The sequence below is a fragment of the Clostridium hydrogenum genome (assembly GCF_021432385.1).
GTDB classification, from domain to species: domain Bacteria; phylum Bacillota; class Clostridia; order Clostridiales; family Clostridiaceae; genus Clostridium_S; species Clostridium_S hydrogenum.
Genome location: NZ_JAEACT010000002.1, coordinates 1,971,974 through 1,998,162 on the forward strand (window position 1 = coordinate 1,971,974; position 26,189 = coordinate 1,998,162).

The 26,189-nt window shown below is 29.9% G+C and carries 20 protein-coding genes and 3 riboswitches; of the genes, 4 read left to right on the forward strand and 16 right to left on the reverse strand.

Features of this window, described 5'->3' with window-relative positions; genetic code table 11:
• The first annotated feature begins 40 nt into the window (after positions 1–40).
• On the forward strand, positions 41–676 hold the full coding sequence (locus tag CUEA01_RS08930) for a TetR/AcrR family transcriptional regulator (RefSeq protein WP_234121298.1): 636 nt from the start codon (positions 41–43) through the stop codon (positions 674–676).
• An 83-nt stretch (positions 677–759) separates the two neighbouring features.
• Here CUEA01_RS08930 and CUEA01_RS08935 read toward each other — a convergent pair whose 3' ends face one another.
• From CUEA01_RS08935 to CUEA01_RS08955, 5 genes are all read right to left on the reverse strand, one after another.
• Positions 760–1,314: a DNA-3-methyladenine glycosylase I gene (locus CUEA01_RS08935; RefSeq protein WP_234122152.1), complete on the reverse strand. Its 555-nt coding sequence runs from the start codon at positions 1,312–1,314 to the stop codon at positions 760–762.
• Between the two features lie 128 nt (positions 1,315–1,442).
• Positions 1,443–3,710 (reverse strand): FtsX-like permease family protein, encoded by a 2,268-nt coding sequence (locus CUEA01_RS08940; protein WP_234121299.1) that lies wholly within the window; start codon positions 3,708–3,710, stop codon positions 1,443–1,445.
• A 25-nt stretch (positions 3,711–3,735) separates the two neighbouring features.
• Positions 3,736–4,437, reverse strand: a complete 702-nt coding sequence (locus CUEA01_RS08945; protein WP_234121300.1) for an ABC transporter ATP-binding protein — start codon at positions 4,435–4,437, stop codon at positions 3,736–3,738.
• A gap of 134 nt (positions 4,438–4,571) precedes the next feature.
• Positions 4,572–5,204 carry a TetR/AcrR family transcriptional regulator gene (locus CUEA01_RS08950; RefSeq protein ID WP_234121301.1) on the reverse strand — a complete coding sequence of 211 codons (633 nt, stop codon included), beginning with the start codon at positions 5,202–5,204 and terminating at the stop codon, positions 4,572–4,574.
• A gap of 207 nt (positions 5,205–5,411) precedes the next feature.
• Positions 5,412–7,124: a methyl-accepting chemotaxis protein gene (locus CUEA01_RS08955; RefSeq protein ID WP_234121302.1), complete on the reverse strand. Its 1,713-nt coding sequence runs from the start codon at positions 7,122–7,124 to the stop codon at positions 5,412–5,414.
• A gap of 223 nt (positions 7,125–7,347) precedes the next feature.
• Here CUEA01_RS08955 and CUEA01_RS08960 point away from each other — a divergent pair, with 223 nt between their 5' ends.
• Positions 7,348–9,513 (forward strand): helix-turn-helix domain-containing protein, encoded by a 2,166-nt coding sequence (locus CUEA01_RS08960; RefSeq protein WP_234121303.1) that lies wholly within the window; start codon positions 7,348–7,350, stop codon positions 9,511–9,513.
• Between the two features lie 40 nt (positions 9,514–9,553).
• Here CUEA01_RS08960 and CUEA01_RS08965 read toward each other — a convergent pair whose 3' ends face one another.
• The 5 genes from CUEA01_RS08965 to CUEA01_RS08985 form a co-directional block, all read right to left on the reverse strand.
• Positions 9,554–11,080 (reverse strand): sensor domain-containing diguanylate cyclase, encoded by a 1,527-nt coding sequence (locus tag CUEA01_RS08965; RefSeq protein WP_234121304.1) that lies wholly within the window; start codon positions 11,078–11,080, stop codon positions 9,554–9,556.
• 73 nt (positions 11,081–11,153) lie between these two features.
• The gene (locus CUEA01_RS08970) at positions 11,154–11,711 is read right to left on the reverse strand and encodes a UbiX family flavin prenyltransferase (RefSeq protein ID WP_234121305.1); all 558 of its coding nucleotides are present in this window, start codon (positions 11,709–11,711) and stop codon (positions 11,154–11,156) included.
• A 22-nt stretch (positions 11,712–11,733) separates the two neighbouring features.
• Positions 11,734–12,072 (reverse strand): prenylated flavin chaperone LpdD, encoded by a 339-nt coding sequence (gene lpdD / locus CUEA01_RS08975; RefSeq protein WP_234121306.1) that lies wholly within the window; start codon positions 12,070–12,072, stop codon positions 11,734–11,736.
• A 9-nt stretch (positions 12,073–12,081) separates the two neighbouring features.
• Positions 12,082–12,315, reverse strand: a complete 234-nt coding sequence (locus CUEA01_RS08980; protein ID WP_235699823.1) for a non-oxidative hydroxyarylic acid decarboxylases subunit D — start codon at positions 12,313–12,315, stop codon at positions 12,082–12,084.
• On the reverse strand, positions 12,315–13,724 hold the full coding sequence (locus CUEA01_RS08985; RefSeq protein WP_234121307.1) for a non-oxidative hydroxyarylic acid decarboxylases subunit C: 1,410 nt from the start codon (positions 13,722–13,724) through the stop codon (positions 12,315–12,317). Before CUEA01_RS08985 ends, CUEA01_RS08980 begins: the two co-directional genes overlap by 1 nt.
• A 273-nt stretch (positions 13,725–13,997) precedes the next feature.
• On the opposite strand from CUEA01_RS08985, the gene CUEA01_RS08990 reads away from it, so the two are divergent.
• Complete coding sequence (locus CUEA01_RS08990; protein ID WP_234121308.1) at positions 13,998–14,870, forward strand: methyl-accepting chemotaxis protein; 873 nt, start codon at positions 13,998–14,000, stop codon at positions 14,868–14,870.
• A 360-nt stretch (positions 14,871–15,230) separates the two neighbouring features.
• Here the strand turns inward: CUEA01_RS08990 and CUEA01_RS08995 are convergent, their stop codons facing one another.
• The 4 genes from CUEA01_RS08995 to CUEA01_RS09010 all read right to left on the reverse strand — a co-directional run bounded on the left by CUEA01_RS08995 (position 15,231) and on the right by CUEA01_RS09010 (position 21,773).
• A complete protein-coding gene (locus CUEA01_RS08995) occupies positions 15,231–17,489 on the reverse strand; it encodes an ABC transporter permease (RefSeq protein ID WP_234121309.1) in 2,259 nt (752 codons plus the stop codon).
• An 8-nt stretch (positions 17,490–17,497) separates the two neighbouring features.
• A complete protein-coding gene (locus tag CUEA01_RS09000; RefSeq protein WP_234121310.1) occupies positions 17,498–18,196 on the reverse strand; it encodes an ABC transporter ATP-binding protein in 699 nt (232 codons plus the stop codon).
• A 315-nt stretch (positions 18,197–18,511) separates the two neighbouring features.
• Positions 18,512–19,906, reverse strand: a complete 1,395-nt coding sequence (locus CUEA01_RS09005) for an NAD(P)/FAD-dependent oxidoreductase (protein WP_234121311.1) — start codon at positions 19,904–19,906, stop codon at positions 18,512–18,514.
• A 53-nt stretch (positions 19,907–19,959) separates the two neighbouring features.
• Positions 19,960–20,064, reverse strand: a riboswitch (purine riboswitch).
• A 119-nt stretch (positions 20,065–20,183) separates the two neighbouring features.
• On the reverse strand, positions 20,184–21,773 hold the full coding sequence (locus CUEA01_RS09010) for a histidine kinase N-terminal 7TM domain-containing diguanylate cyclase (protein ID WP_234121312.1): 1,590 nt from the start codon (positions 21,771–21,773) through the stop codon (positions 20,184–20,186).
• A 341-nt stretch (positions 21,774–22,114) separates the two neighbouring features.
• Positions 22,115–22,196: riboswitch (glycine riboswitch) on the forward strand.
• Positions 22,197–22,219: 23 nt separating this feature from the next.
• Positions 22,220–22,308, forward strand: a riboswitch (glycine riboswitch).
• 174 nt (positions 22,309–22,482) lie between these two features.
• Here CUEA01_RS09010 and CUEA01_RS09015 point away from each other — a divergent pair.
• Positions 22,483–23,889: an amino acid permease gene (locus tag CUEA01_RS09015; protein ID WP_234121313.1), complete on the forward strand. Its 1,407-nt coding sequence runs from the start codon at positions 22,483–22,485 to the stop codon at positions 23,887–23,889.
• Between the two features lie 504 nt (positions 23,890–24,393).
• Here CUEA01_RS09015 and CUEA01_RS09020 read toward each other — a convergent pair.
• A complete protein-coding gene (locus CUEA01_RS09020) occupies positions 24,394–24,993 on the reverse strand; it encodes a nitroreductase family protein (protein ID WP_234121314.1) in 600 nt (199 codons plus the stop codon).
• Positions 24,994–25,363: 370 nt separating this feature from the next.
• Complete coding sequence (locus tag CUEA01_RS09025; RefSeq protein WP_234121315.1) at positions 25,364–26,065, reverse strand: pirin family protein; 702 nt, start codon at positions 26,063–26,065, stop codon at positions 25,364–25,366.
• Positions 26,066–26,189: the final 124 nt, after the last annotated feature.

A 26,189-nucleotide genomic window follows, 5' to 3' on the forward strand; every position in this document is an offset into this window, starting at 1 on the left:
AATTAAACCGGTTTATCTATAGTGAAAGGAATACAATGTGATGGAAAAAAAGATAAAAAAGCCAACGCAAAAAAGATCTCTTGAAAAGTATGAAAGAATTGTTGAAGCTGCTTTTAAACTTTTTAATGAAAAAGGTTATTTTAATACAACTACTACGGATATTGCTAAGGAAGCCAATATCGCTACAGGTTCTGTATACACATATTTTAAAGATAAAAAAGATATTTATATTGAGGTTTCAAATAGGATAGGAAAAAATATATTTGAGCCTACTGAAAGTTTTTGGGAAGAAAATAAAAAATTGGACTTTAAAAACATTGAAAATGTAAAAAATATATTTAAAATATTTATTAAAGCCATGATGAGTTATCACAATTTTTCAAAATTATTCCATGATGATATGACAGCATTAAAGCTTCTTGATAAAGATATTGCCTTATTAGAAAAAGAAAATTCCAAAATGCGCATGAAACGTACAATGAATATATTAAATATATTGGACATTCCATTTAAAAACGCAGAAGCTTCAAATATATTTCTCCACTACTGCAATGTTCTAATAGATGATGTTTGCCATCAAATTCTCTATGATGATTCTATTAAAAATGCCGATTCATATATAGAACAAGCCGTTGAAATGCTGTGTACTTTGTTAAAAAATACAGCGGATATTTAATTCAGAGTACGGAGTACAAAGTACAGTTAAGGTTGATTTACCTGACGCAAGGAAAGGTAAATCAACCTTAACTGTACTCTGATTTAGAAAGAATGATACTTACATGATATTATGTGATCATCAATCATCCCTATTGCCTGCATAAATGAGTAAATTATGAGAGGCCCAACAAATTTAAAGTTTCTTTTCTTCAAATCCTTACTAATTTTCTGAGATAATTCATTTTCTGCCGGAACCTCAGCGTCAGTTTTCCAGCTGTTTATAACTGGTTTAAAATTTACATAGTTCCATAAATAGTTAGAAAAGCTTCCAAATTCATCTTGCACCCTTAATATTTCTAGTGCATTGCTTCTTACGGATTTAAGCTTTAATCTGTTTTTAATCACACAATACTTCTGCCTTATTTCTTCAAGCTCCTCATCACTTAACTTTGAACAATACACAATATCAAAATTGTTAAAAGCCTTTTTATACTCCTCCCTTTTAGAAAGCACAGTATTCCATGATAATCCTGCCTGAGCTCCTTCCAGTGAAAGCATTTCAAATATATATGTATCATCATAACTTGGTACACACCATTCTTTATCATGATATTTTTGCATTATTTCATTTTTTCCGGGCCATGCACAATTGTCCATATAATCACTCCAAACACTTTTAAGTACACTCATTATAGCATTTTATTTTGACAACTGCATGTCATATTATGTCCTTCATATTTTAAAAATTACATATTAAATACCATTAGTGCGGCAGCCCCCCCTATTTATTCTCTATTTTTAAGTATTTCTGCTAAATCTACTCCATCAATTTTTTTATCAAAAATAAACATTACTGCAAAATACGTTACAAAAGTAATTGCTATAATAATAACGTAGGTAATGGGATATATAAAATTAGCCATTCCTGAATTCATAGCAGCGTTAAGTGATGGTATTGCATAATTCATTAATACTGCTGAAATTGGAATAAATATTATGAGAGCTGCAATAACAGCATATTTAGCACTACCTAAATACATATTTTTAATTTCGCCTTTATTAAAACCAAATATTTTAATAAGCGATATTCCAAAAGTCGCCCTATCCAATATGTTTCTCATGAGAAGATACGTTACTAACACAAAACTTATAATTGATATTATAAAAAACATCACCATATATTTCTTTGCGTCCTTTAACCATGATTGTGCTGTTTGCTCTACGGTTGTTCTTGAAATTGTATTTATAAGCATGTTATCATCAACTTTTATTTTTTCATTAGAAAATAACGTATTGTAATAATCATTTGGTATATTAAAATGCTTTCTCATAGCATTAATATTCATAAAGAAGTAAATGCCGTTTTTAAAAGGCACCTCACCAGCAATGGTAAAGGTATAATCTTTATTATTGAGTTTATCTGTAAGCGTAACCTTATCTCCAACCTTATATCCAAATTTAACAACGGCAGAATCTGAAACATATATTAAATTATCATTATTCTTAAGTTTGTTTGAAAAATTAAAATATTTACTTTTACTTTTTATTCCCTGTAAGACAACATCCATATCGGTTCCTGCTTGATTACTAAATATAGTATAACCATTTGTAAGTCCAATTTCAGTTTTCTTAGGCTGTTTTTGAAGAGGATTTGTTAAAATGTACATGTTTTTATATTCCATGTCCTGTGATACTTTAGAAGCATAATGGTTTATGGTTCCATATAGTGCAAAGCCAAGCATCATAAAAATAATTGCAACTCCCATTCCAAAGAACATTATAAGGTAGCTCCTAGATTCTCTTAATAATTGACGAATACGGTACATGGAAATGAATTTGAATCGCTGCAAATTAATATTTGAAATTTTACCTGCCTTTTTCTCATTGCGCATCATACTGAGTGGTTCTTGTCCTAGTTCATGATTTAATATAAAATAGTTAATTGCACTTACTAATATTATTGGAAGCACAATACTGTATGTTATAAGTCCTTGAGTTACTGTAGGAACTAACGGTGGATATGAATAAGATGTTGCTACAAACCATGTAATTCCATTAATACCTAGCACAGTTCCCACAACAGATCCAATCATAACTATAATAATAGGTAATATCATGTAATGCCTAATAAGTTCCTTTTTCAAATAACCTAATGCAAAAATTGCTCCTATAACTGTGCTTTCCTTTTCAATATTGCTTGATGCAAATACTGCTAATATATATGCAATTATAACTGTCAGCAATATTCCTGCCATAATTGCATAGGATAACATACTTTCATTGTATTTTATAATACCAATTATCCTTGAATTGCTTTCTCTTGCCTGAAATGATTTTAAAACTGGAAGCTTATAATTCATTGTCTTGTCCATATATTGATCAATTTTCAATTTCTTTAACCAATTTTTTAGTTGAGCATCTGTCATTTTACCATGCAATAAGTATGTATAATTATATACCAACTTTTTACCATATTTTTTATTTGACACAATCTTATTAAAGGTATCACTTGATACAAAGGCAATTCCAAATTTAGCGTCTGTTCCAGTGTCAGAAATGTTAGCTACACGGTGGGCATAATCCGCTGCAGAACATAACCCTTTAACCATAAAATTATCTTTACCTATAGTGAACTCATCGCCTGTTTTAACCTTCATAAAATTAGCAAAAGTATATTCAAGTTCAATTTCATTATTTTTAGGATTTCCTTTTCCATTAATAATTTGAATTTTATTAATATCATCTCGATTTTTAAATATCCTTACAATTGAACCATTGTTAGCTTCAATATCCATATAAAATGTTTTTTCAATCTTTACACCCTTATTCTTAAGCTTATTTAGATTTTCATTTGAAATTGGACTATATGATACAAATTCGCCGTCTTCCACATTGCTTGCTTTCCAGGATTTTTGAACTGAATTCCTAACGGTATATGTTGTACCGCCAAAAGATACAACAAGGAATCCGCTCATTATTACTAAAAGAAATATTATAAAATATCCTGTAAAATTACTTTTTAAATTTCTTAATATTCTCTTATTTAATATCATAGTAAATCTCCTATCTTTATTTCAATTACAAATCTAGTTCAGCCGCATGCTTCCTTTTTTCATTTATATAATCTTTAGCAATTTTGCCATCCTTAATTCGTATAACTTTATGTACCATATCATTAATGCCTTCATTGTGTGTTACAATGAGCATGGTTGTACCATATTTTTCATTAACATTTTCAAGTAACGTAAGTATTTCTCCCGAAGTTTTTGAATCCAATGCCCCAGTAGGTTCATCACAAAGAAGCAGCTTAGGGTTTTTTATTAATGCTCTTGCAATTGCGCACCTTTGCTGCTGCCCCCCAGAAAGCTGTGAAGGAAACTTATTTTCATGTCCTTTCAGCCCCAATAGCTCTATTAACTCATCTACATTTAAGGACTTTTCCTTTGCTAGATATTCACACACTAAAATATTTTCACGTACTGTTAAATTTGATACTAAATTATAAAACTGAAAAATAAATCCTAAGTAATCTCTTCTATATAATGCTCTGTTTTTTTTACTTAACTTTACAATCTCTTTTCCATCAATTAATATACTTCCCGAATCAACTGTATCTATTCCACCTATAACATTTAAGAAAGTTGACTTGCCAGAACCTGACGGCCCACAAATGGAACACATTTGTCCTTCTTCAATATCTGTTGAAGCATCATTCAAAACTTTTATAAAGCTTTGGCCTCCTCCGTAACTTTTATTAATATTCTTGATTTGTAAAAACATAAGAACATCTCCTTTTTATATTTACATAACAGTTGTTATGTTGTGGACCTAATGAAATATCTTGAAACTTAAAAATAACAAATTTCAAGTTTAATCTAAGTGAATCGAAAGGTAAATTCACCTTTCACTCTACTTTAAGTTATGCTCTTTATTACATTCTGAAAGCCGCCAATTGCATACTTTGCTATTATTTCAGCTTGTATCATCGCTTCTTCTAGTGTTAAACTGTTTTTCAATATTTCAATATAAGAATTAATCTTCCAGGAAACCATGTTATGAATTGCATATTGGACAGTCTTTGAATCAACAATTTCTTTGTCATAATATAACTGAAAAAACTCATCAAATAACTGTTCCAAAAATCCAACTATTTCATGATAATAATTCTCATATGGAGATCCTTGTGCTTTATTAATTAATAGAACAAATTCTTCTTTGTTAGTATATAGATATTTCATAACCTCTTTTTCATCTTCTATATCTAATTGAAAGTTGTTGTCTCTCTCATTGTTTAACGCACTCTTATATTCAAGCTTTTCTTTTTGTGAAAAATTGCAAAGCATACTCTTAAGTTCTACAACAATATCTTTTACAAGACAATCAAATACATCTTCCTTGTTATTAAAGAAAAAATACAATGCACCAGTAGTCAATCCTGCATTTTTGCATATTGTCCTTAATGATGCTTTTTCAAAACCTTTTTTTAAAAATTCCTTTTTTGCGGAATCTAATAACATTTCTCTTGTTTCAAGTGTATTACCTATCACAATCACCCTCATTCTACATAACACATGTTATGCTATCATACAATCATTGTTGTGTCAATAATTTCATGATTTATAAAATCCTAAGGCATTTCAATCTATACTTGCATTTGCTTAGCGAGTTATTGAAATATCTTAGGATTTTGTGATTTTTCTACCTTAGATTTATAGATTCTTTTTAATATTCCAAAGCACTATTACTTGGTCCTTTTATATTTTAAATTTTTGTATCATTTCAGTAAGTCTTTCAGAAAGTTCAGCTTGACTTTGAGAAGCTTTTGCCACTTCAGTAATTGCCGCCGTAACTTCATGAACGCTTCCCACTATTTCCTCTGTACCATTAGCAGACTCACCTGCTACTGCTGATACATTCTGCATAGCACTATTTATTTGAACCGTTGCTTCATTCATTTGACTTGAGGATGCTTCAAATTTTTTAATAAGCTTCAACATAAATTCAGCATCCTTTTCATATTGAACTCCTGTATTCATAAGAAGTTCATAATTAGGTTTTACATTGTCTGAAATAAATTCTAATACCCCTTGACCACTTTGTGAAAGATTTTTAACCGCTTCTTCAACCTGTAATACCATATTTTGAATTTTACTGACAGCTTCAGCTGATTCCTCTGCAAGTTTACGCACTTCATCAGCAACTACAGCAAACCCTTTTCCATGTTCGCCAGCCCTTGCAGCTTCTATAGCAGCATTTAAAGCAATTAAATTTGTTTGTCCAGCAATACTTCCAATAGAATCAGCCATGGTTTTTACCTCTGCTACAACTTTAGAATTCTCAATTGCCTTTAAAATATTTGAGCGACTTTCATCATAAATTGCCCTACTTTTTTGTATACTTTCTGCTGCTTCATTCTTTATTTTTACAGCACGATTTGTTATTTCATTTACTGAGGTCGCAGCTGAGTCTGCCTCTTTTAAAATTAAATCTGCTGTACCATTTATTTCTTCAGCAGAAGCACTAACTTCCTCAGTAGTTGCACTTAAATCTTGAACACCATCAGATATTTGGCCTGCTGCTTCATTTACTGCATCCATCTTTGCTGATATTTCTTCTGTAGTTGCAGAAAGTTCCTCACTAGCAGCACTTATATCATTTGTACTGCTAACTATCTCAATTATAAGTTTCTTTATATTGTCCTTTGCATTAATTAATTCTCTTAGCATATTACCAATTTCATCTTTTGAAGTTTCTTTAATGGATTTTGTTAGATCTCCCCTTCCAAGTGCCTCAGCAAAAGAAAGAGCTTCTTTAATTTGTTTTGAAATAATGGCTGCTATAAATACACCTAATAAAATAGCTATTATAAAACTTACTGCCACTATAACTCCTGTAGTAAATAAAGAATTTTTATAAGTTAAATTATTTTGGCCATACGCTTTATCCGCTTGATCTTCATTGCTTTTTATTAATTTATCCATATCTGAATATATTTTTTTTCTTATTGTAGATAGCTTAGAAAAAGCACTTTCAGCAGCGGCATCATTACCTTCATATACATATTTAATTAAAGAATTACTTAGCTCCTCATAAGAAGCAAATTTACTTTTTAAATCCCAAAAATAAGTTTTTTCAGATTGTGCAAGTAATGATTTTTCGTAGGTATTTATAAGATTGTTATTGCTCAAAAATAAGCTATTAACTTCACTCTTTATACTATCCATTTCATTAGCATTTTTTTGATATACAACCTTTAATAAATCAGCACGTACATCAGAAAAATTTTCCTTTATTTTAGTTAAACTCCTTATTGAAGCTAAATTATAGTCATGCATAGAAATTGCATTGGAATTAATTTTATTCATATTAAGCAAGCCTATTGTTCCAACAACTCCCGCTAATAAAGCAACTAAAACAAAAGCTATTATCAGTTTCTTTGATATTTTAATATTTTTAAACCATCTCACAATTTTCATCCCCTTGTAATTTTTATTCATAATAGTAACGCTACCAAAATGCATGACACTAGAACATTTTATAATATAAAAACGAAAGTAATAGATAAAAAATTGCTATAAATGATATTAAATTGTCACAAATTTTATTTTTTGCTAAAAAAAATCAAATTACCCTCGATATTTAATATATTTTTCAAAATCTATTTAAATAAGGAAAGGACTAATTATAAATATGAATAATATTAAAATACATAGTATATTAAATACTTTCTACAAATCCACTGGTATAAAACTAAATTTCTCAGATACTAATCTAAACCTTATAACCTGCTTCCCTGAAAAGAAAACAGCCTATAATTTTTCTGTTTTAGGTATGAATGAAATATCGGCGTATCTAGCAGAAGCTTTTTCAAAAACTCCAATAAAAGAATCTTCTTTTCACACATATGTTTTGCCAAATAACTTTATATTTAATATTGCATTTGCAATTAAAGATAATGCGTATATGGGGGCTTTTGTTACAGAACCAATTTTAATAAAACCTTTTAATAAAAAAAAGCTTGAAACAATACTTAATTCTTCAATTCTGTCACTAAAAGATAAAAAAAACTTAGAAAATACAATATTAAAATTGCCAATAATCGATTATTCTGCAATTACACCTATTGGAAATATTCTATATGAACTTTCAAAAACTATTTTTCAAAATGATATAAAACAAATTTTATGCGGTTCAAATACTAAAACAAAAATTAAGAAACCTTATCAAATGCCTAATAATAATTATAATTTTTCAATTCTACCAATAGAAAAAGATAATACTCGGTTTTCAATTTTTTTTGATATAACATCTTTAATAAAAACTGGAAATACAGAATTATTGGCTAAAACCTTGCATAAAATCACTGCTGGCAGCTTAGATCTTTATAGACTATATGACTTAGAGTTTATACGTTCATTAAAAAATAACTTTATTAAACTATGTTCTATAGCCTGTTATATAGCAATTGACTCAAAAGCTCCATATGAAAAAGTAATAAATACTACCGATGCTTATATATGCAAGGTTGAAAATTTACAAAATATAAACGATATTTATAAGCTAATTGAGGAAATGTTACTTAAACTTACTGATATTGTTTCTAAAAGTCTAAAAGGTGCATATTCAAAAAATATTCGAATGACCATAAATTATATATATCAACATTATTCAGAAAAAATCACATTAAAAATGCTTGCAGAGCATACAAAGCTAAGTACGTTTTACTTATCAAAGCAAATAAAAAAAGAAACAGGACTAAGCCTTTTAGACAATATTAACAAAATTAGAATTGAAAAGAGTAAATATTTATTAATCAATACTAATATAACCATTTTGGATATATCACAAAGAGTTGGTTTTAACTATCAAAATCATTTTGCATCAATTTTTAAAAAATTTACTGGTTTTTCTCCAAATGAATTTAGAAAAGCTCTTGGAAATGAACTCACTTCAAAAAAAGACTATAATTCTTTTGATAAAACTTCTAACGCTTTAATCGAAAATATTAGCATTAAGCTTTCCATGCTTTCTAATTTATTCGATAGTGCATGTATTATAGACCCCGTTAATCATAAAAAAATTAATATTAATACTGAAGGTAATACTAATTGTATAAACAAAATTTGTAAAATTGAAAGAGAAACTACTTACTGTAATAATGCCCTTTATATAAAAGCATATTTACAGAATGATACAATTTTCAAACTATACGATAAAGATGAAAATACTTTTTTGATGATAGATATTCCAATAACTTCAGAAAGAAATACCTACATTGTTGAATTGAAAAAAAATGTTTCTAATAAATTTTTAATTGATATGGATGAAAAAAAAGTTAAGATTTGTTTAAAGGATAGCGAAAACTTTTTATTAAATAAAAAAGATATAGTAACTGGCCTATACTGTAGAATTTACATAGGGAAAAAACTTGATATAAATATGCGCAGCAGTATTCTCAACCAAAAATCTTTATTCATAATTTTATTTACAATTGAAAATGTTAATCAAGAAAAAAATATTTTTAATCATATTTCAATTAATTATATATTTAAAAAATTTGCTGATATCCTCTCAAATTACCTAGTAACTCCAAATGACTGGGCTGGACGCTATACTGGAAATATATTCATACTTGCACTGAACAATACTAATTATAAAAATGTCATGAGTGTTGCAAACAAAATAAAAAAAGAATTTAACAAAACCACATTTGAAATATATAAAAATAATAATTTCTGCATCTTAAACTACGGAATCAAGCAATATTCTGATAAAATAATAGACTCCAAACATTTTATTAAACAGGCATTTATAAACATGAATAATGATAAAATTTACTTTAAAAATTTACTTTAAAACATAGGCAAAAATAAGATTTTAGAGGATATTACGCCCCCTAAAATCTTAAGTTACTTTTAACCAATTTTTTTATACTAGTTACTTTATTTCTACTTTTCTTACTTACATAAAGAGCTTTATCAGCAAGCTCTAGCAATTCATCCATAGAATATGCATCTTTAGGAAATTCAGCTACACCAATACTAACAGTACATCCCTCCAAAGAAGCTTCACTTTTCAATCGAATTTCTTCTGCAACTGATAATAACTTTTCACTTGAAACATCTCTAAGTATAGCTACAAATTCATCTCCACCAAAACGAAATACAAATTTTTCTCCCACAATTTCTTTCATTATTTCAGTGAGTTTTTTTAATATATTATCGCCAGCTAAATGTCCACCTGTATCATTTAATTTCTTAAAATGGTCTACATCCAATGAAACAATCCCCAAGCTTTGTAAAGTATTATTATTTATTTCTTGCTTCACAATTGTAATAAAATTATTAAATGCACGCCTATTATAAGCACCTGTCAATGGATCACTGCCAGCAACTTCTTCTAGATCATTATGGGTTTCTTCTAAAGTTTCTATTGCATTGTTATAAACTCGAATCATTTCATGAAATTCTTTCTTATAATTGCATGAATTAATCTTTCTATAATTTCCATTTTTTAAAGCATTAAATGAGTATATAAGCTTATCTAACGGCTTAGTATAACGTTTTATTGCATATGCACTAAGTAAAATAATCAAGCAACTTAATATAATCGCCATAAACATCGTTTCATAGTTCACAATATTTTTATTTCTAACTACCCCCGCCGTTGGTGTAATGACTGCTACATACCAATTTAAATTAGGAACTTTACAATAACCAACAAATTGATCCGTATCTGTATAATCCTTTGTAATTACAGTGCCTGATTTCTCACGTAAATTGTTAAAAATTACAGCTTTCTTGCCAATCCTAGCCTTATTAGGATGATAAACAACATAACCCTTACTATCTAGAACAGAAATATAACCATTTTCACCAAACTCTTTGTTATCAAACATTGATGCTAAAGAAGTTCTCTGTAACTTTACAATTCCAACAACAACACCATCAATTTTATTATTTTTTACAATTGGAACCGATATTGCAACTACCTTAGATCCTCTGTGCGTTATAAAAACATTGCTGATATAGGTTTTCCCCTGAATGGCTTTTTTAAAATAATCCCTATCTGACAAATTTAAAACATCAGGACTATATTCATTACCAACAAGCTGCATAATATCTCCTCTTGAATTAAGCACGGTTACTACATCTACTTCTGGAATAATATCGTTAATTTTATTAAGAAGTTCTTTATTTCCTCTTATTTCTTCATCTGCAGCAACAGCTTTTAAATAGTTTTCGATTTTTTTAAAATTCTCCACAAGCTGCATACTAACATTTTCTGAAGCTTTTTCATTAATATTTAACAATAGCGAATTTGTATTAGAAATAAAAACTTTGTTAAATACTGCAAATTGAATGCTAGAACTTAAAAAAATTAGAATACCAAGCAATAATGTAAATTTATACAAGAACTTCATCTAGTTACCACAACCCCTAATTATATTAGCTAATCTATCCTTAAAATCCACCAATTATTATATCATACCGCCATCAAGCTTTCCATCGTTTAACCTTATCATACGGAATTCCAAACTGGTCAAGTATCTTCATTATATGATGGTTTATTATATCGTCTATGGTTTGTGGTTTATTATAAAATGCTGGCATTGGAGGCATCATCTTAACACCAATTTGAGATAATTTAAGCATATTTTCTAAATGTATTGGACTTAATGGAGTCTCTCTTGGACACAAAACTAACTTTCTACTTTCTTTAATCATAACACCAGCAGCCCTTGAAATAAGATTATCATCAAATCCATTTGCAATAGAACTCAGGGTTTTCATACTGCAGGGTAAAATTACCATTCCTTCAGTTATAAAGGATCCACTAGAGATGCCAGCCGCTAAATCACTATACTCGCAATTAAAATCTGCCAAGCCTTTTACATATTCTAAAGTATATTTAGTTTCTATTTCTAAATTTTTCTCTGCCCATTTGCTCATAACAAGATATACTTTAACATCATCTATTCCTTTTAATGCTTCAAGTAACCTTACTCCATAAATCGTCCCTGTAGCCCCTGTAATTCCAACTATAATTCTCATACTCTACTCCTTGCTGCACATATTATTCTAGTTTTATCTTTAAGCACAATTCTTCTGTAACTTTAAGTGCTAAATCCTTAACACACTCTATCTCTTCTTTTGTTATATTGTCAAAATGTATGCCGCAGCATATTACAAAATTGTGAGAATACTTTCTATTTAACACCTCTCCAACAGCTTCTGTAACAAACTTTTCTTTATGCGTTCCAAAGGCAATTGTATTAGCCTCTTTCTCATAACTAAACGTTATTGAACCAATATGCTCTTTTCCGCCACTTATGATTACACATAAATCTTCACCCATTTTAACAGCCTGCAATTTTATTTTTATTCTTCCTATTTCCTTATTTATCGTTATCATTTATAAGCACTAATCCTTATTCTTTACTAGCTCTGGAATTGGTGGCATTACTGGGATGGAACTTATATCATTGCGATTTATCTTAAATCTTTTATCGTACTTTTCTGGGTTTGTAATATCTTCATCTTCTGTAGATCTCCATGAAAAATTACAATCTTTGCATATATATACTTCCCAAGCATCATCTTTAGGTGCTTTTGTTAATAGTTCTACTTTTTCAGAATCGCATCTTGGACAAATCATTATTTATTCCTCCTTAAATTTTTCATATAATCATACCAATAATCACTCGCTTCTGGTGGATCAAGTGGATTTACCTTTCTAGCCACATCTGGAGCAACTGGTGTAGTTGCATCAATAATAAGTTTTGTATGCATTCCAGCAGGTTCTGATGAAGGATCAAGCGGCATACCAGGTGCATTTGGAATAAGAACAACATCCTTATCTGGTCTTACCCTTGTTGTAAGCGCCCACATAACCTGTGGAAGATTAAATGGATCAACGGTTTCATCAACTACAATAATAATTTTAGAATATGGCATTCCATGTGGAGTTGATAAAAGCCTCATTGCTACTGCCTTTCCATAACCCCCAAATCTACATTTAGTTGAAATTATAACGCCGATTCCATGAGTATACATTGCATTAACTGCTGCAACTTCAGGGAAATCTCTTTTTAACTGCCTATAAAGAGGTAAGCTTGTATTTAATCCAACTAAATAGTCAACCTCTGTCCACGGCATTCCTATATATAAATTCTCAAATATAGGATTTTTTCTATGAGTTATTCTAGTTATTTTTATTTCTGGTTGAAGTCTAGCTCCAGAATAACTTCCTGGGAACTCTCCAAAAGGGCCTTCCATTTTTCTAGATCTAGGGATAATATATCCTTCTATCACAATTTCACTTCTAGCAGGAATATCTAATCCATTTTCGCTTTTAGTAAGTTCTATAGGTTCTCCTTTTAAAGCTCCTGCAAATTCATACTCTGATTGAGCATATTCTATAGGTGTGCTTGCCATAAGATTAAGTACTGGTTCATTTCCTATACATATTGCTACTGGAAGTTTTTCATTTCTTTCTTCTGCTTTTCTTAAATGAACTGCTATATCATGAAATTGAAGCGGTTGAATTCCAAGTAAATCTTTTCCCTTTACTTGTATTCTATATGTTCCAACATTTTGTTTTCCAAAATCCTCTGGTGCTTCAGGATCTCTTGTAACTGTAAGCGCTTTCGATAAATAAAAACCACCATCATATTTGTTAACTCTAAATAGTGGAAGTATATCAAAAAGATTAATATTTTCTGTTATTGTAACTTCTTTAATAGGAGCGTTATTAACCCACACAGGCTTTACAGGATAATTGGACCATCTTTTATCTAATTCAAAAAACTGCTCTTTAACAGAGGTACTTTTGGGAAGCCCAAGCATGAGAGCATGATTTTGCCATGAACCATGTACATTTAATAATACACTATTATTATAGCCTTTAATATTTTTCACCCACACAGCAGGTCCATTATCTACATTTGTAGCTGATTTTCCTATAGCGGATAAATCTGGTTCTGGCATAACTTCATCTTCAATTTCTATTAGCTGATTTTCATTTTGCAATACTTTTATAAATTCTCTAAGATCTTTATATATCATATTTCCACTCCTTTATACAAAATTTTGTTATATTTTTATTTTATTACACAAATTATACTCTTAAAACACCTTTATATCAAGATTTTACATATTTGTATTTATAAAATACACTATAATTGCATTTATTTTAATGTTTATTTATAATTATCCAATTTTAAACATATTTTATTGATTAATATTTCATATCGTAATATAATTTACTTATATTGAATTTTTTATTTTAATTATATTTTTTATTTTAATTTTCAATTTTTATGTATAGGAGGATATATAATGCTAGAAATTTATGAGAAAATACTTTCAGATCCTTATTTTACCGAAAATCAGGATAATTTATTGCTGTATTTTTTAGATAAGGCTTGCCCTATGTTTCAGAAATCTTTTCCACTAGATACTGCCATTGGACTAACAGATAAAGAACAATTTATATGTTACTATAATGGTACAGAATTAAATTGTGGTGATCTTGAAGGGAAAAAAATTCCGTATGGTGGGCTTATTACAAAAGCACTAGAATCGGGAAATGTAGAAAGTGGTCTAATGCCCAAAGAAACTTATGGCGTTCCCTTCAAGGCATCAGTAATACCTATAAAAGGTAAGGACAATAAGGTAATAGGTACATTAAATGTAGCTGTAAATTTAAAAAATCAAAGTATCTTATCAGAAGTTAGTGAAACAATTCAAGCTTCATCTGAAGAATTAAGTGCTACCTCACAGGAAATTGCAGCATCCGCCCAATTACTTTTAAACAAAATTTTAGAAGTTCAAGAATATACAAATAAAATAATAAGCAGTATCAATGAATCTCACAAAATATTAGAATTCATTAACCGTATTTCAAAAAATACAAAGCTTTTAGGACTTAATGCTGCTATTGAATCAGCAAGAGCAGGTGAGGCTGGAAAAGGTTTTTCTGTTGTAGCTAAAGAAATTCAAAAAATGTCAGAATCAAGTAATGAAGCAGTAACAGACATTACAAATATTTTAGAAACTATAAATGATATTGCAACCAAATTAGGCGAAAAGGTAAATGAAACTACAGATGTATCAAATACTCAAGCCTCAGCTACAGAACAAATTTCAGCTTCTGCTGAGGAATTAAGTGCTTGCACTTCTAATATTGCTGAAATTGCAAAATTAGTCTAAAACTTTAAATCAGAGTACAGAGTACAGATGACAGAGTACAGTTAAGGTTGATTTACCTTTCCTTATGTCAGGTAAATCTTAAACTTATATGTTGTCAGCTCCGCTGAACAACATTAATGCCGCGATTGCGTAAGCAATCAAAAATAAGTTTTAAGATTTTCTGTAGCAAAGATTATTAATATACAAAGTTTTATTGCACTACTATTGACAGTGCATCTACTAAGTTAAAGAACCTACATGGGCTTAAGCCCAAACCCCTAGTAAGTGTATCCTTAACTGTACTCTGTACTCTGTCATCTGTACTCTGAATAAAGGTTCGCATTTTTTAATTTTTATGCAACGCCCCATATTTTCTAAGCATTACTCCCTATTTTTAAGAGCCTCCGCCATACTAATTTTATTTATTCTTCGTATATGAAGTGAGTTTATTAATAAATAAGATATAATTCCAACTGCAACAATTGCTACAAATAAATATGAAGGTACATACACTTCCATGTATCCATTCATTTTTGTGAAAGCCACTTTAAAACAATATTTAAGTGCTAAATAATTTAATGGTAATCCTACAACAAGTGATGCAATAACAACAACAGTAGTTGTATGAAGATACAGCTTCCTTATTTCCTTATCCTCATATCCAAACACCTTCATGTAAGAAATATATAGTGAGTTTTTATCAATTACTATTTTAGTAAGTATATACATAAGGGACATATATATAAGAACTGCAACAACAAGGCACATATTTGCACTACTTCCAATAGAAGCTGTCATCTGCTGTCCTAGTTTTACCATGTCTTTTGGTGTAATAACAGATGCTAAATTGTTATCATTAATGTGAAGCTTTTTATTAGAAAAATATCCATTATAATAATTTACAGTATACTTTAGCAGTTTATTTAACTCCTGCCTATTCATAAATGCTGCAAAACCAGAAGAATAATTGAAACTTCCAATTACCTTTAAAGAATAGGTATCATTGGTATATGGATTAGAAAATTTAACTATATCATTAGGCTTAGTTCCAAGCTTTTTCATTAGGCCCTCCGACATATAAATTCCATGTTCTCCATTATTGATTGACAAGCTTGATAGGTACTTTGATTTGTGATTTATTCCGTAAAAAGAAACATCTAAATTTCTATTTGCTGCTTTAAAATACGTCTTTAAAGCATAAATTGTAAAGTTTTCAGCCTCTTTTTCTTTGAGTTTCTGAGGAGCTTTTAAAATGTATTGATATTTTGATATGCTAGTTTGTTCAATGCTATCTACATAATGATTAATCATTGGCATCATACATAGACCGAACAGTAGGATAACACTTCCAAGGAAGATTCCAATAAAAAGCATAAAATAATTTGCTCTATTTTGCAGGATAACTCTCAAACGAAATCTATTTACAAAGTTAAAAAGAGGTAATTTTATAGGTTTATTGTTAGAGTGTTTTTTTAAATCTTTTCTTAAAAACTGAAGTGGTGATGCATTTAGCTTTACATAAAGTACAACTGCATTTATTAAAAGCATGATACATATTGGAATAATTGTAGTTAATATAAGTGCTTCATTATTCAATTTTATTGTACATGGAGGAAGGCTGTAACTATTATAATACATAGCTTTAAAAGTTGAAGGAAGAACAATATATCCAAGGATATTACCTATAACGGCACTTAAGATTGTAACAAATATTGGTATCCTCATGTAGTGACTTAAGATTTCACCTTTGCTATAACCATTTGAAAGCAAGGTTCCTATTATTTGAGCTTCTTCATCAATAGTGCTCATAACAATAATTGCAAAAACAAATGCCATAATTACAATTGTAATGTAGCAAAACACTTTCATAGTTGGTACATCTGAGCCCATATCTTCTTCTACAAAAGAAATGCTTTGATTGTTTGCTGATGTACAAAAATCCATTAAAGCTACTCGATTTTCAACTAAACTTTTTTCAATTTTGTTTGATAAATCCTTGCTTCTACTTTTACTTAAATTTCTATTTTTAAAATAGTAAGAATAATTGTATATTAGATTGCTATCGGTAAAGTTTTTAAAAGCATCATTTGAGACAATGGCAACACCAAAATATTTGGTTTCCATCATAAGATTTGAATTTTTTTCGAATAAAGCACTGTAATCTGGAAGTGAAATAGTACCTGTTATTTTATAAGCTTTTCCTTTGATACTAATTTCATCGCCAACTTTAAGAGAATTATTTGTTGCAAATAATCTATCTAATGCTATTTCATATTTGCCTTTTGGAAGCTTCCCTTCAATAATTGTTTCTATATCAATATTTTTTCTGCTTTTATAAATTCTGAGTTTAGCGCTTTTTAAAACTGGCTCATTTGAATAGTAATTTTCATAAATATTAACTCCTAATTTTTCAGTTTTCGTTATTACTTCTTTAGGAACTTTGAAATAAGAACTAAAAAGTCCATCTTCTACTTTGCAATCTAATCTGTTACTTTGAAAAGCTTCTTTTATCCCATCAGCTGTTGCTAAAAAACCTGAAAGTAAAGCTATTGAAGCTATCATTATAACAGCCACTGCTATATACCTGCCGGAATTATGTTTTAAATCACGTATTAATCTTTTATTTAATGGATTTCTCATAATATCACCTACCATTCTAGCTCTTTAGCCCGCATTATAGTTTCATTTTCATACTGCTTGGTAATTTTACCATCACGCAGCTTTAAAACTTTATGAGCCATATTTTTAATAGCATCATTATGAGTTACTATTATAATAGTATTTTTATATTTTTGATTTACCTTCTCTATGAGCTCTAATATTTCCTTTGATGTATTATAATCCAGCGCTCCTGTTGGTTCATCACAAAGTAAAATTCCAGGATTTTTAACAAGTGCCCTTCCAATAGCACACCTTTGTTGCTGTCCACCCGATAACTGATTAGGAAATTTATCTTTATGTTCCCAAAGTCCTAGAGTTTTAATTAAATCATCGATATCAAGAGGTGTCTTACTCAGATATTCACAAACTTCTATATTTTCTTTTACAGAAAGATTAGGTATTAAATTATAAAATTGAAATACAAATCCCAAATTATTTCGCCTATAAAGTGATACTTGCTTTTTATTCATATTTACTATTGATTTCCCATCTACAATTATATCTCCCTTATCAATTTCTTCAATACCACCTATAATATTAAGTAATGTAGATTTTCCAGAACCAGAAGGTCCAAGTAAAACACATATTTGACCTTTCTCCACTGAACAATTTACACCTTTTAAAACTTGAACCCTACTTCCATCTTCTCCGTAATATTTAATTAAATCTTTTACTTCTAAATACATACGTCTCCCCCTTTATTTGAAACAACTATAATTAATTTATTCTGTTCTAAGCACGGTTAAAAACTTTGCTTGCGATATTGATAATGATTATCATTTTCTTTTACATAAATTAGTATACTCTTACTAGAATTAGTTGTCAATACATTTACTTTCAATTGTTTCCATTATACTTTCTATAGCAAAGGAAGATATTCATTAATAATCTTGTAGTTCGAATATTGAAAACTAAGAAAAATGGTATAGTACAAAAAATAAAATAACAAGATAGAAATTTTCATGCATATTTCTATCTTGTTATTTTGTATTAAACCTTGTTTATAACTTTCTTCCCATCATTACTCCCATAGCTGAAGCCATCATTAAACCTCTAGTCCAACCACTGGAATCTCCAAGGCAATGCAAGCCTTTTATATTAGTTTCAAAATTCTCATCCATATTAATTCTATTGCTGTAAAATTTAATTTCTGGTCCATAAAGCAACGTTTCTCTACTTGCAAATCCAGGAACTACTGTATCCATAGCTTTTATAAAATTTAATATATTTGTCATTGTTCTGTATGGTATTGCAGAAGTTAAATCTCCTGCCTCTGCATCCGGCAGTGTATGCTTAACGTTAGACTGATTCAATTCATGCTTCCAAGTTCTTTTTCCGTCCAATATATCGCCATATCTTTGGAGCAATATTTTCCCATTACCAAGCATATTAACAAGTTCTGCAACCTTTTGTCCGTATTCGATAGGTTCATTAAAAGGTTCAGAAAAATTATGAGAACTTAATATTGCTAAATTTGTATTTTTAGACTTTTTATCCTTATACGAATGTCCATTAACTATAGCTAAGTTGTTATCATAATTTTCTTGGCTAACAAACCCACCAGGATTTTGGCAGAAAGTTCTAACTTTATCCCTAAATGGTTCAGGATGTCCTATAAGTTTAGATTCATAAAGCACATTATTTACACTTTCCATTACTTCATTTCTTAATTCAACTCTAACTCCAATATCTACTGGTCCTGCACTGTGGCTTATATTGTGTTCTACACACATATCCTTTAACCAATCAGCACCTTTTCTTCCTGTAGCTACAACAACCTTGCTCGAAAGCACTTCTTCATCCTTACTTTTAGTTAATGAATCAGTTATCAATGCTCCATAAACTTCTCCATTTTTTATTAACAAATTCTTAACTGTAGTATCAAATTTTATTTCAACACCACTATTAATCAAGTGATTTTGTATTTTTAAATATATTTCTTGAGCCTTTTCAGTTCCCAAGTGTCTTATTGGGCAATCTACTAATTTTAATGCTGCTTGAATAGCTTTCCTTCTAATTTCTTTTACAGCTTCATTATTTCCAATACCTTCAACCTTAGTATCGGCACCAAAACTCAAATAAATTGAATCTGTATAATCAATGTATTCTTGCACTAAATCTGGACCAACAAGCTCTGGTAAGTCTCCACCAACCTCATGGCTCAAGGATAATTTTCCATCCGAAAAAGCACCTGCTCCTGAAAATCCAGTAGTAATATTGCAATATGGCTTACACCCTACGCATTTTTTAGTTTTGTCTTTAGGACAATGTCTTTTATCAATACTTTTTCCTTCTTCAATCAACAAAATTTTAGATTGAGGTTTTTGCTTTTTTAATTCATATGCGGTGAATATTCCTGCTGGACCAGCACCTACTATTATTACATCATAACTCATACTTATCTCTCCTTAGTTAAAGATAAACCATTTTTATAGTTTATCTATAAATATAATTTTTAGTAGACACTTATAGTCCTATAGCTATTCTCGGCAGCTTGGTAGAAACATCCAACCCATATTGTTGAATTTATATAAGTGAATATTATTCAATTTTTCGATTTATTAGTTCGTCTCACTAGGTAATTTTAGCTCAATTTTTTATAGAAATCAAGAAAAAATCCAAAATTTCATTAAACTTTACAAAAAAATGTGAACGTTAAGCTTATATTCTTAGCTAATTTACGGCAATTTGATTTCTTCCGTTTTCCTTTGCCATATATAACGCAGTATCTGCCCGTTTAACCATTTCTTTATATGAAAAATATTCACCAGATCCCTGCCTATAATATTCTGCAACACCAAAACTAGCAGTAACTTTAATAAATATACCATCATAAATAAAATCATGCTTTTCAAAAGCACTTCTAATGCATTCAATTATTGACACAGCTTCGTCCATTGAGATATTGGGTAAAAAACCAATGAACTCTTCACCACCATATCTCCCAATCAAATCTTTATTTCTAAGCATATTTTTGGCTATAGATACCATTTCTTTTAAAATATAATCCCCTGCTTGGTGTCCATACGTATCATTAATCCGTTTAAAATGATCAATATCAAACATAAACAATATGCCTTGATAATCCCTTTTCTCCAATTTACTGAATTCAATGCTAATGAGTTCTATAAAACATCTCCTATTTAGTATTCCCGTAAGTTGATCAAATCTAGCCATTTTTTCAAGCTCAAGTACCATCTCTTTTTCCTTAGTCACATTAGAAATTAATACAGTACTTCCTATTCTATATCCTTTATAATACAGAGCCTTTAACCTTGCTTTAAAATAACTTACGGTTCCCATTGATGTTATTCTAAATTCAAAAACATCTCCTTTAAAGCTTCTTTCTGAATATACTTTATCTACATCGTTCCACATTCTTAACATCTTATCAAACTCAGGAGCTTCACTTGTACAAAGTTCTATTTTGGTACCTATCATACTTTTATCCAAAGATTTAAATATTTCCTTTGCACTATAATTAAAATCCTTAAGATTAAAATCAGTATCCACAACAATTGCGCCATCATGAATCCAATCGAATACCATTTCTCTTGATATTGGAATAATGTGCAGCATATCAAAAGGATAAACAACATATGCAAAGAGCACATATACCAAAAACATTATAAAAGCACCATAATCCATTTTAAGTGGTACAATTTGAATTTGATCAAAGGTTTCAAAAATCAAAACACTTATTGATACACAAATCATAATTTTAAGCTGATGTCGTGCAAGTCCTGTTGATTTTAAAAAGGCTTTGTAATACATTGCTGTGGATACTATCATGCAAATAAAGAAAAATATGTAATATACATAATACCAAAAACCTTTTTGATAAGATAATATATAAAAATATCCGTTACTAATAAGTCTTTCATTCTTGTACATAAAGTGAAAATATTCATTTGTAAGTCTAAACATACATGTAATTATTGGAACTATAAAAAGGGAACTTATATGTAGCTTGTTAGCTTTCTTACCGTTAGCTGACAAGGAATAAGCTTGTACAATCCAAAGTGCTGGAATAAAAGACAATCCCAAATATTCAATTTTACTCCAAAAATTCACATCCTTAAGTGATGAAGCTGTTATTTCCATGCCATACCCAAATGCATAAAAAGCCGAGCATATACAAACAATAAAAAGCGGTAGCGCTCCCAAAGCCTTTCTCCTCTTCCAGGAACCCCAAGCAATAATAAGAATGACAAAAGTTTCAATATAAAGGAAGCTGCTTAAAATATCGTTTATTCTTTCCATAAACCTGACTCACTTTCAAATAAATATACTAATTATATTTTTATTATAACATAATCCAATGATTTCTTTAATATCATTGTTCCTACAAAGCTTCTGTATATTTATGCAAACTTAACATTCTTCGATGTGTACTAGTATCAAATACATGTGTTTTTAACTTTAATAGTTTATTTTTGTAACGCCTTATTTTTTAACAACAAATTAATAATAATATCTTTTAAGTAACAATTTATCAAAATTAGTCAAGTACTATTATGGTTCTTTCAATCGAAACAATATTAAGTTTATTGCAACTATATTAATTTTATATTAATATGTAAATATTAATTTTAATAGTTCAGATGAAAATAGCGGGAGAGTTATGGCTATGGCCATTCACCGAAGAAGTAAATCTTTCAGGTACCAATGTATAGATATGTAATTTATACATAGAGATGACCGTTATTGGATGAACCCTTGGAGAGACTCGAAACAGAGCACCGAAGGAGAAAGCCTAAAAGGCGAAACTCTCAGGTAAAAGGACAGGGGACAGATAAAATATCTTACAAAAGTAATAAGAAATTACTGGCTAAACAGTTTTTGCGTGGTAATACTTTATATCAATTACTTCATTTAGATCTTATCTATTCCCATTTGTATCTCCAATCATAAAATACTTATAGGAAAAGGTACTGCAATACATGCCTTTTGACTAAGATGGAGGGAAAAAATGGATCAACTAAACTCAAAAAATGAAAATTTATCAAGAGGACTAAAAAATCGTCATGTTCAGCTACTTGCAATTGGTGGTGCAATCGGTACAGGTTTATTCCTTGGTTCAGGCAGATCTATTCACCTTGCCGGTCCGTCTATTTTGTTTGCTTATTTAATAACAGGTGGAATTTGTTTTTTAGTTATGCGTGCCCTTGGGGAATTATTACTTTCTAACTTAAACTATCATTCCTTTGTAGACTTCGTCCAAGATTATCTAGGAGACAGGGCCGCATTTATCACTGGATGGACTTATTGGTTCTGTTGGATTTCACTTGCTATGGCTGACGTTACTGCTGCGGGCCTTTATGTACAATACTGGCTTCCAAATATACCAAGGTGGGTTCCAAGTCTTGTAATTCTTATAGTTTTACTAATAATGAACCTTACGGCAGTAAAACTATTTGGAGAAATGGAATTTTGGTTTGCGTTAATTAAAGTTGTCGCAATATTATCACTAATTATAGTTGGTACCGTCATGATTATTAAAGGATTTTCCACAAATGCTGGTATATCTAGCTTTACAAACCTTTGGAAGCATGGTGGATTATTTCCAAATGGTATAAACGGTTTTATCCTTTCCTTTCAAATGGTTGTTTTTGCTTTTACTGGAATAGAACTAGTAGGCCTCACAGCCGGTGAAACCGAAAATCCAGAACATGTTATTCCAAGAGCCATTGACAACATTCCAATTAGAATAATTATTTTCTATATTGGAGCACTTGCTGTTATTATGAGTATATACCCTTGGAATTCAATTAATCCAGATAAAAGCCCATTTGTTCAAGTATTCGGTGCTGTTGGAATTGTGGCAGCAGCTAGTATTGTAAATTTCGTTGTATTAACATCAGCTGCATCTGCTTGTAACAGCGGTATTTTCAGCACAAGCCGTATGGTTTTTTCTCTTGCTAAAGAAAATAATGCACCTGAATCAATGAAAAAATTAACTTCTAGCAAGATACCTTCTAATGCTACAATATTCTCTGCCGCTATTATATTAATTGCAGTTCTTCTAAACTATATTATGCCAGGAGGAGTATTTGTACTAATTACAAGTATATCAACCTTTTGTTTTATATTTATTTGGGCAATTATAGTTATTTGCCATTTAAAATATCGTAAGGCTAACCCTGTGGCCGCTGCTAAAAATAAATTTAAAATGCCATTTTATCCAATTGCTAATTACGTAATTCTAGCTTTCTTTGCTTTCGTTATAGTTACACTAGCACTTAATAGTGAAACTCGAGTAGCTTTATTTGTAACACCTGTATGGTTTATAATTCTTTTTGGAATTTACAGTATGCTTAAATCAAAGACAAAAAATAGAGAAGAAGCATTAAATCAAAGTACAGAGTACAAAGTATAAAGTACAAAGAAGGATGATTTTCTTCCGCTTTACTACGGAAAATCTTATAACTTATTTTTGATTGCTTACGCCATCATAGAATATATGTTGTCAGCTTCGCTGAACAACATTTAAGTTTAAGATTTACCTAACGTGAGGAAATGTAAATCATCCTTAACTCTACTCTTTACTCTGATTTTTGCTCTGCTTTTTACTTCACAGAAATAAAGATGTAGTGAAATTATCAAAATAACATGGGACAGGTGCATTAAAAAAATGATGTGGTATACGAGTGTCGAAGAAATATTTTAAATAAAATTGTATAAAACTTAGTGGGGAATTTTTTGAAAACTTTAGAACTTTCAATTGTTTGAGTATCCTCTCAGCGAGTTATTGAAAGTTCTTAAGTTTGCAGAAAATTTGCCACTTAGTTTTATTAATTTTATTTAAGATTTCAAGATACTCGTATACCACATTATTTTTAATGCACCTGTCCCATGTTATTTGGTTTTGCACTACACTTTTTTATTTAAATACTTTAATTCTATCTTCTAATGGCTTATATTGCTTTTCATCTGGCTGTGCTGTTGGCTTTCCAAATGGCATTTGTGCAATTAACTTCCAACTATTTGGTATACTCCATTCTTTCTTTATATCATTTTCAATAAGTTCATTATAGTGCTGCAAGGATACTCCAAAACCTTCAATTTCTAATGCAGTCCAAACAACATATTGATGCATTCCACTTGTTTGTTGTGCCCAAATTGGGAAGTTATCTTTATAGAGAGCAAATTGTTGTTGAAGTGCCTCCACCACGCTATTGTCTTCAAAGAATAAAACTGTACCATATCCATTTTTAAATGAATTTATTTTATCCTCAGTAGAACTAAATTTATCTGCTGGTACAATTTTTCTCAAGTTTTCTTTTGTAATATCCCATAATTTATCATGTTGATTTCCTAATAATAAAACCACTCTTGTACCTTGAGAATTAAATGCAGATGGAGTATACTTTACTGCCTGCTCTATAATTTCCTTAATCCTATCATCTGAAACTACACTTTCCTTACTAATTCCATAAAACGTACGCCTATCCTCTACGGCTTTAAAAAAATCTTTTGACATTTAAACATCCCTCCGATTATAAAATATTATTTATTTATTAGGCTATGTTTTAAATAAGTGTTGATTTTCACACTTATTTAAAACATAGCTTCCTTTAGTATGTTAGGCTATTTTTAAAAGAATGTTGATGTGATGTGTTGGCTTTTATGGACTCTTAGGATTGCTCGTTTATAATTTGTGTAATTTTGACTAGGACGGTCAAAGCCATTTAGGCATCAGGACGATGCATCTAAATGGGTAGCAAATTATAAACGAGCAATTCTTAGAGTCCATTAATGTCATAAGCTCATATCAACATTCTTTTAAAACATAGCCATTTATTATTATTTGAAAGTAAAATTAATATATTCTCTATCTTCAATAAAAACTATTAATTTTCCTTATTCATTTCAAAAATTAAAATATGAGAAGTCGTATTTGCTTTGATTGAAATATCTTCCTCGACTATTTCCATTCCATCTCCATCATTTAATTCAATATTATTTATTGATGAATTACCTTCTATCTGAACTAGATAAGCTTGCCTATTCTCATTTACAGGAAAAGCTATTTCTTTCCCATGATCAAGTTCTAAGGAATAAATATTCATATCTTGATTTATTTTAATTGGTGCCGCACCAGCCTTACTAGAAACCATGTAAAGCCATTTGTTATGCCTATCTTCCCAATTAAATTTAAAATCCCCATAGTTCGGTTTATATCCATCTTTATCCGGGAAAATCCATATTTGAAGACTCCTTGATGTCTCCTCCCCAAGATTATGCTCACTGTGATAAACACCTGTTCCTGCGCTCATATATTGAACCTGACCACGACCTATACTTTTTCTATTCCCCATACTATCTCCATGTGTAAGTTCCCCATGAACTACGTATGTTATTATTTCCATATCATTATGGGGATGAAGCCCAAATCCCTTTCTAGGTTCAATTAAATCATCATTTATAACTCTTAAAACTCCAAAATTTATATTGTCTGGATTGTAGTATTCTGAAAATGAAAAGTGAAATTTACTTTTTAACCATCCAAGATTACTGCTTCCCATATTCTTATTTTCTATTTTTTTTAGCATATTTCATCTCTCCTGTTATTTTTGTACTTATATTTAGCATTTATACTTTAATTATAACTATCATAACAATTTTATATGTAGTTACATTTAGTAAGTAACTATATATAAATTATTGCATTTAATT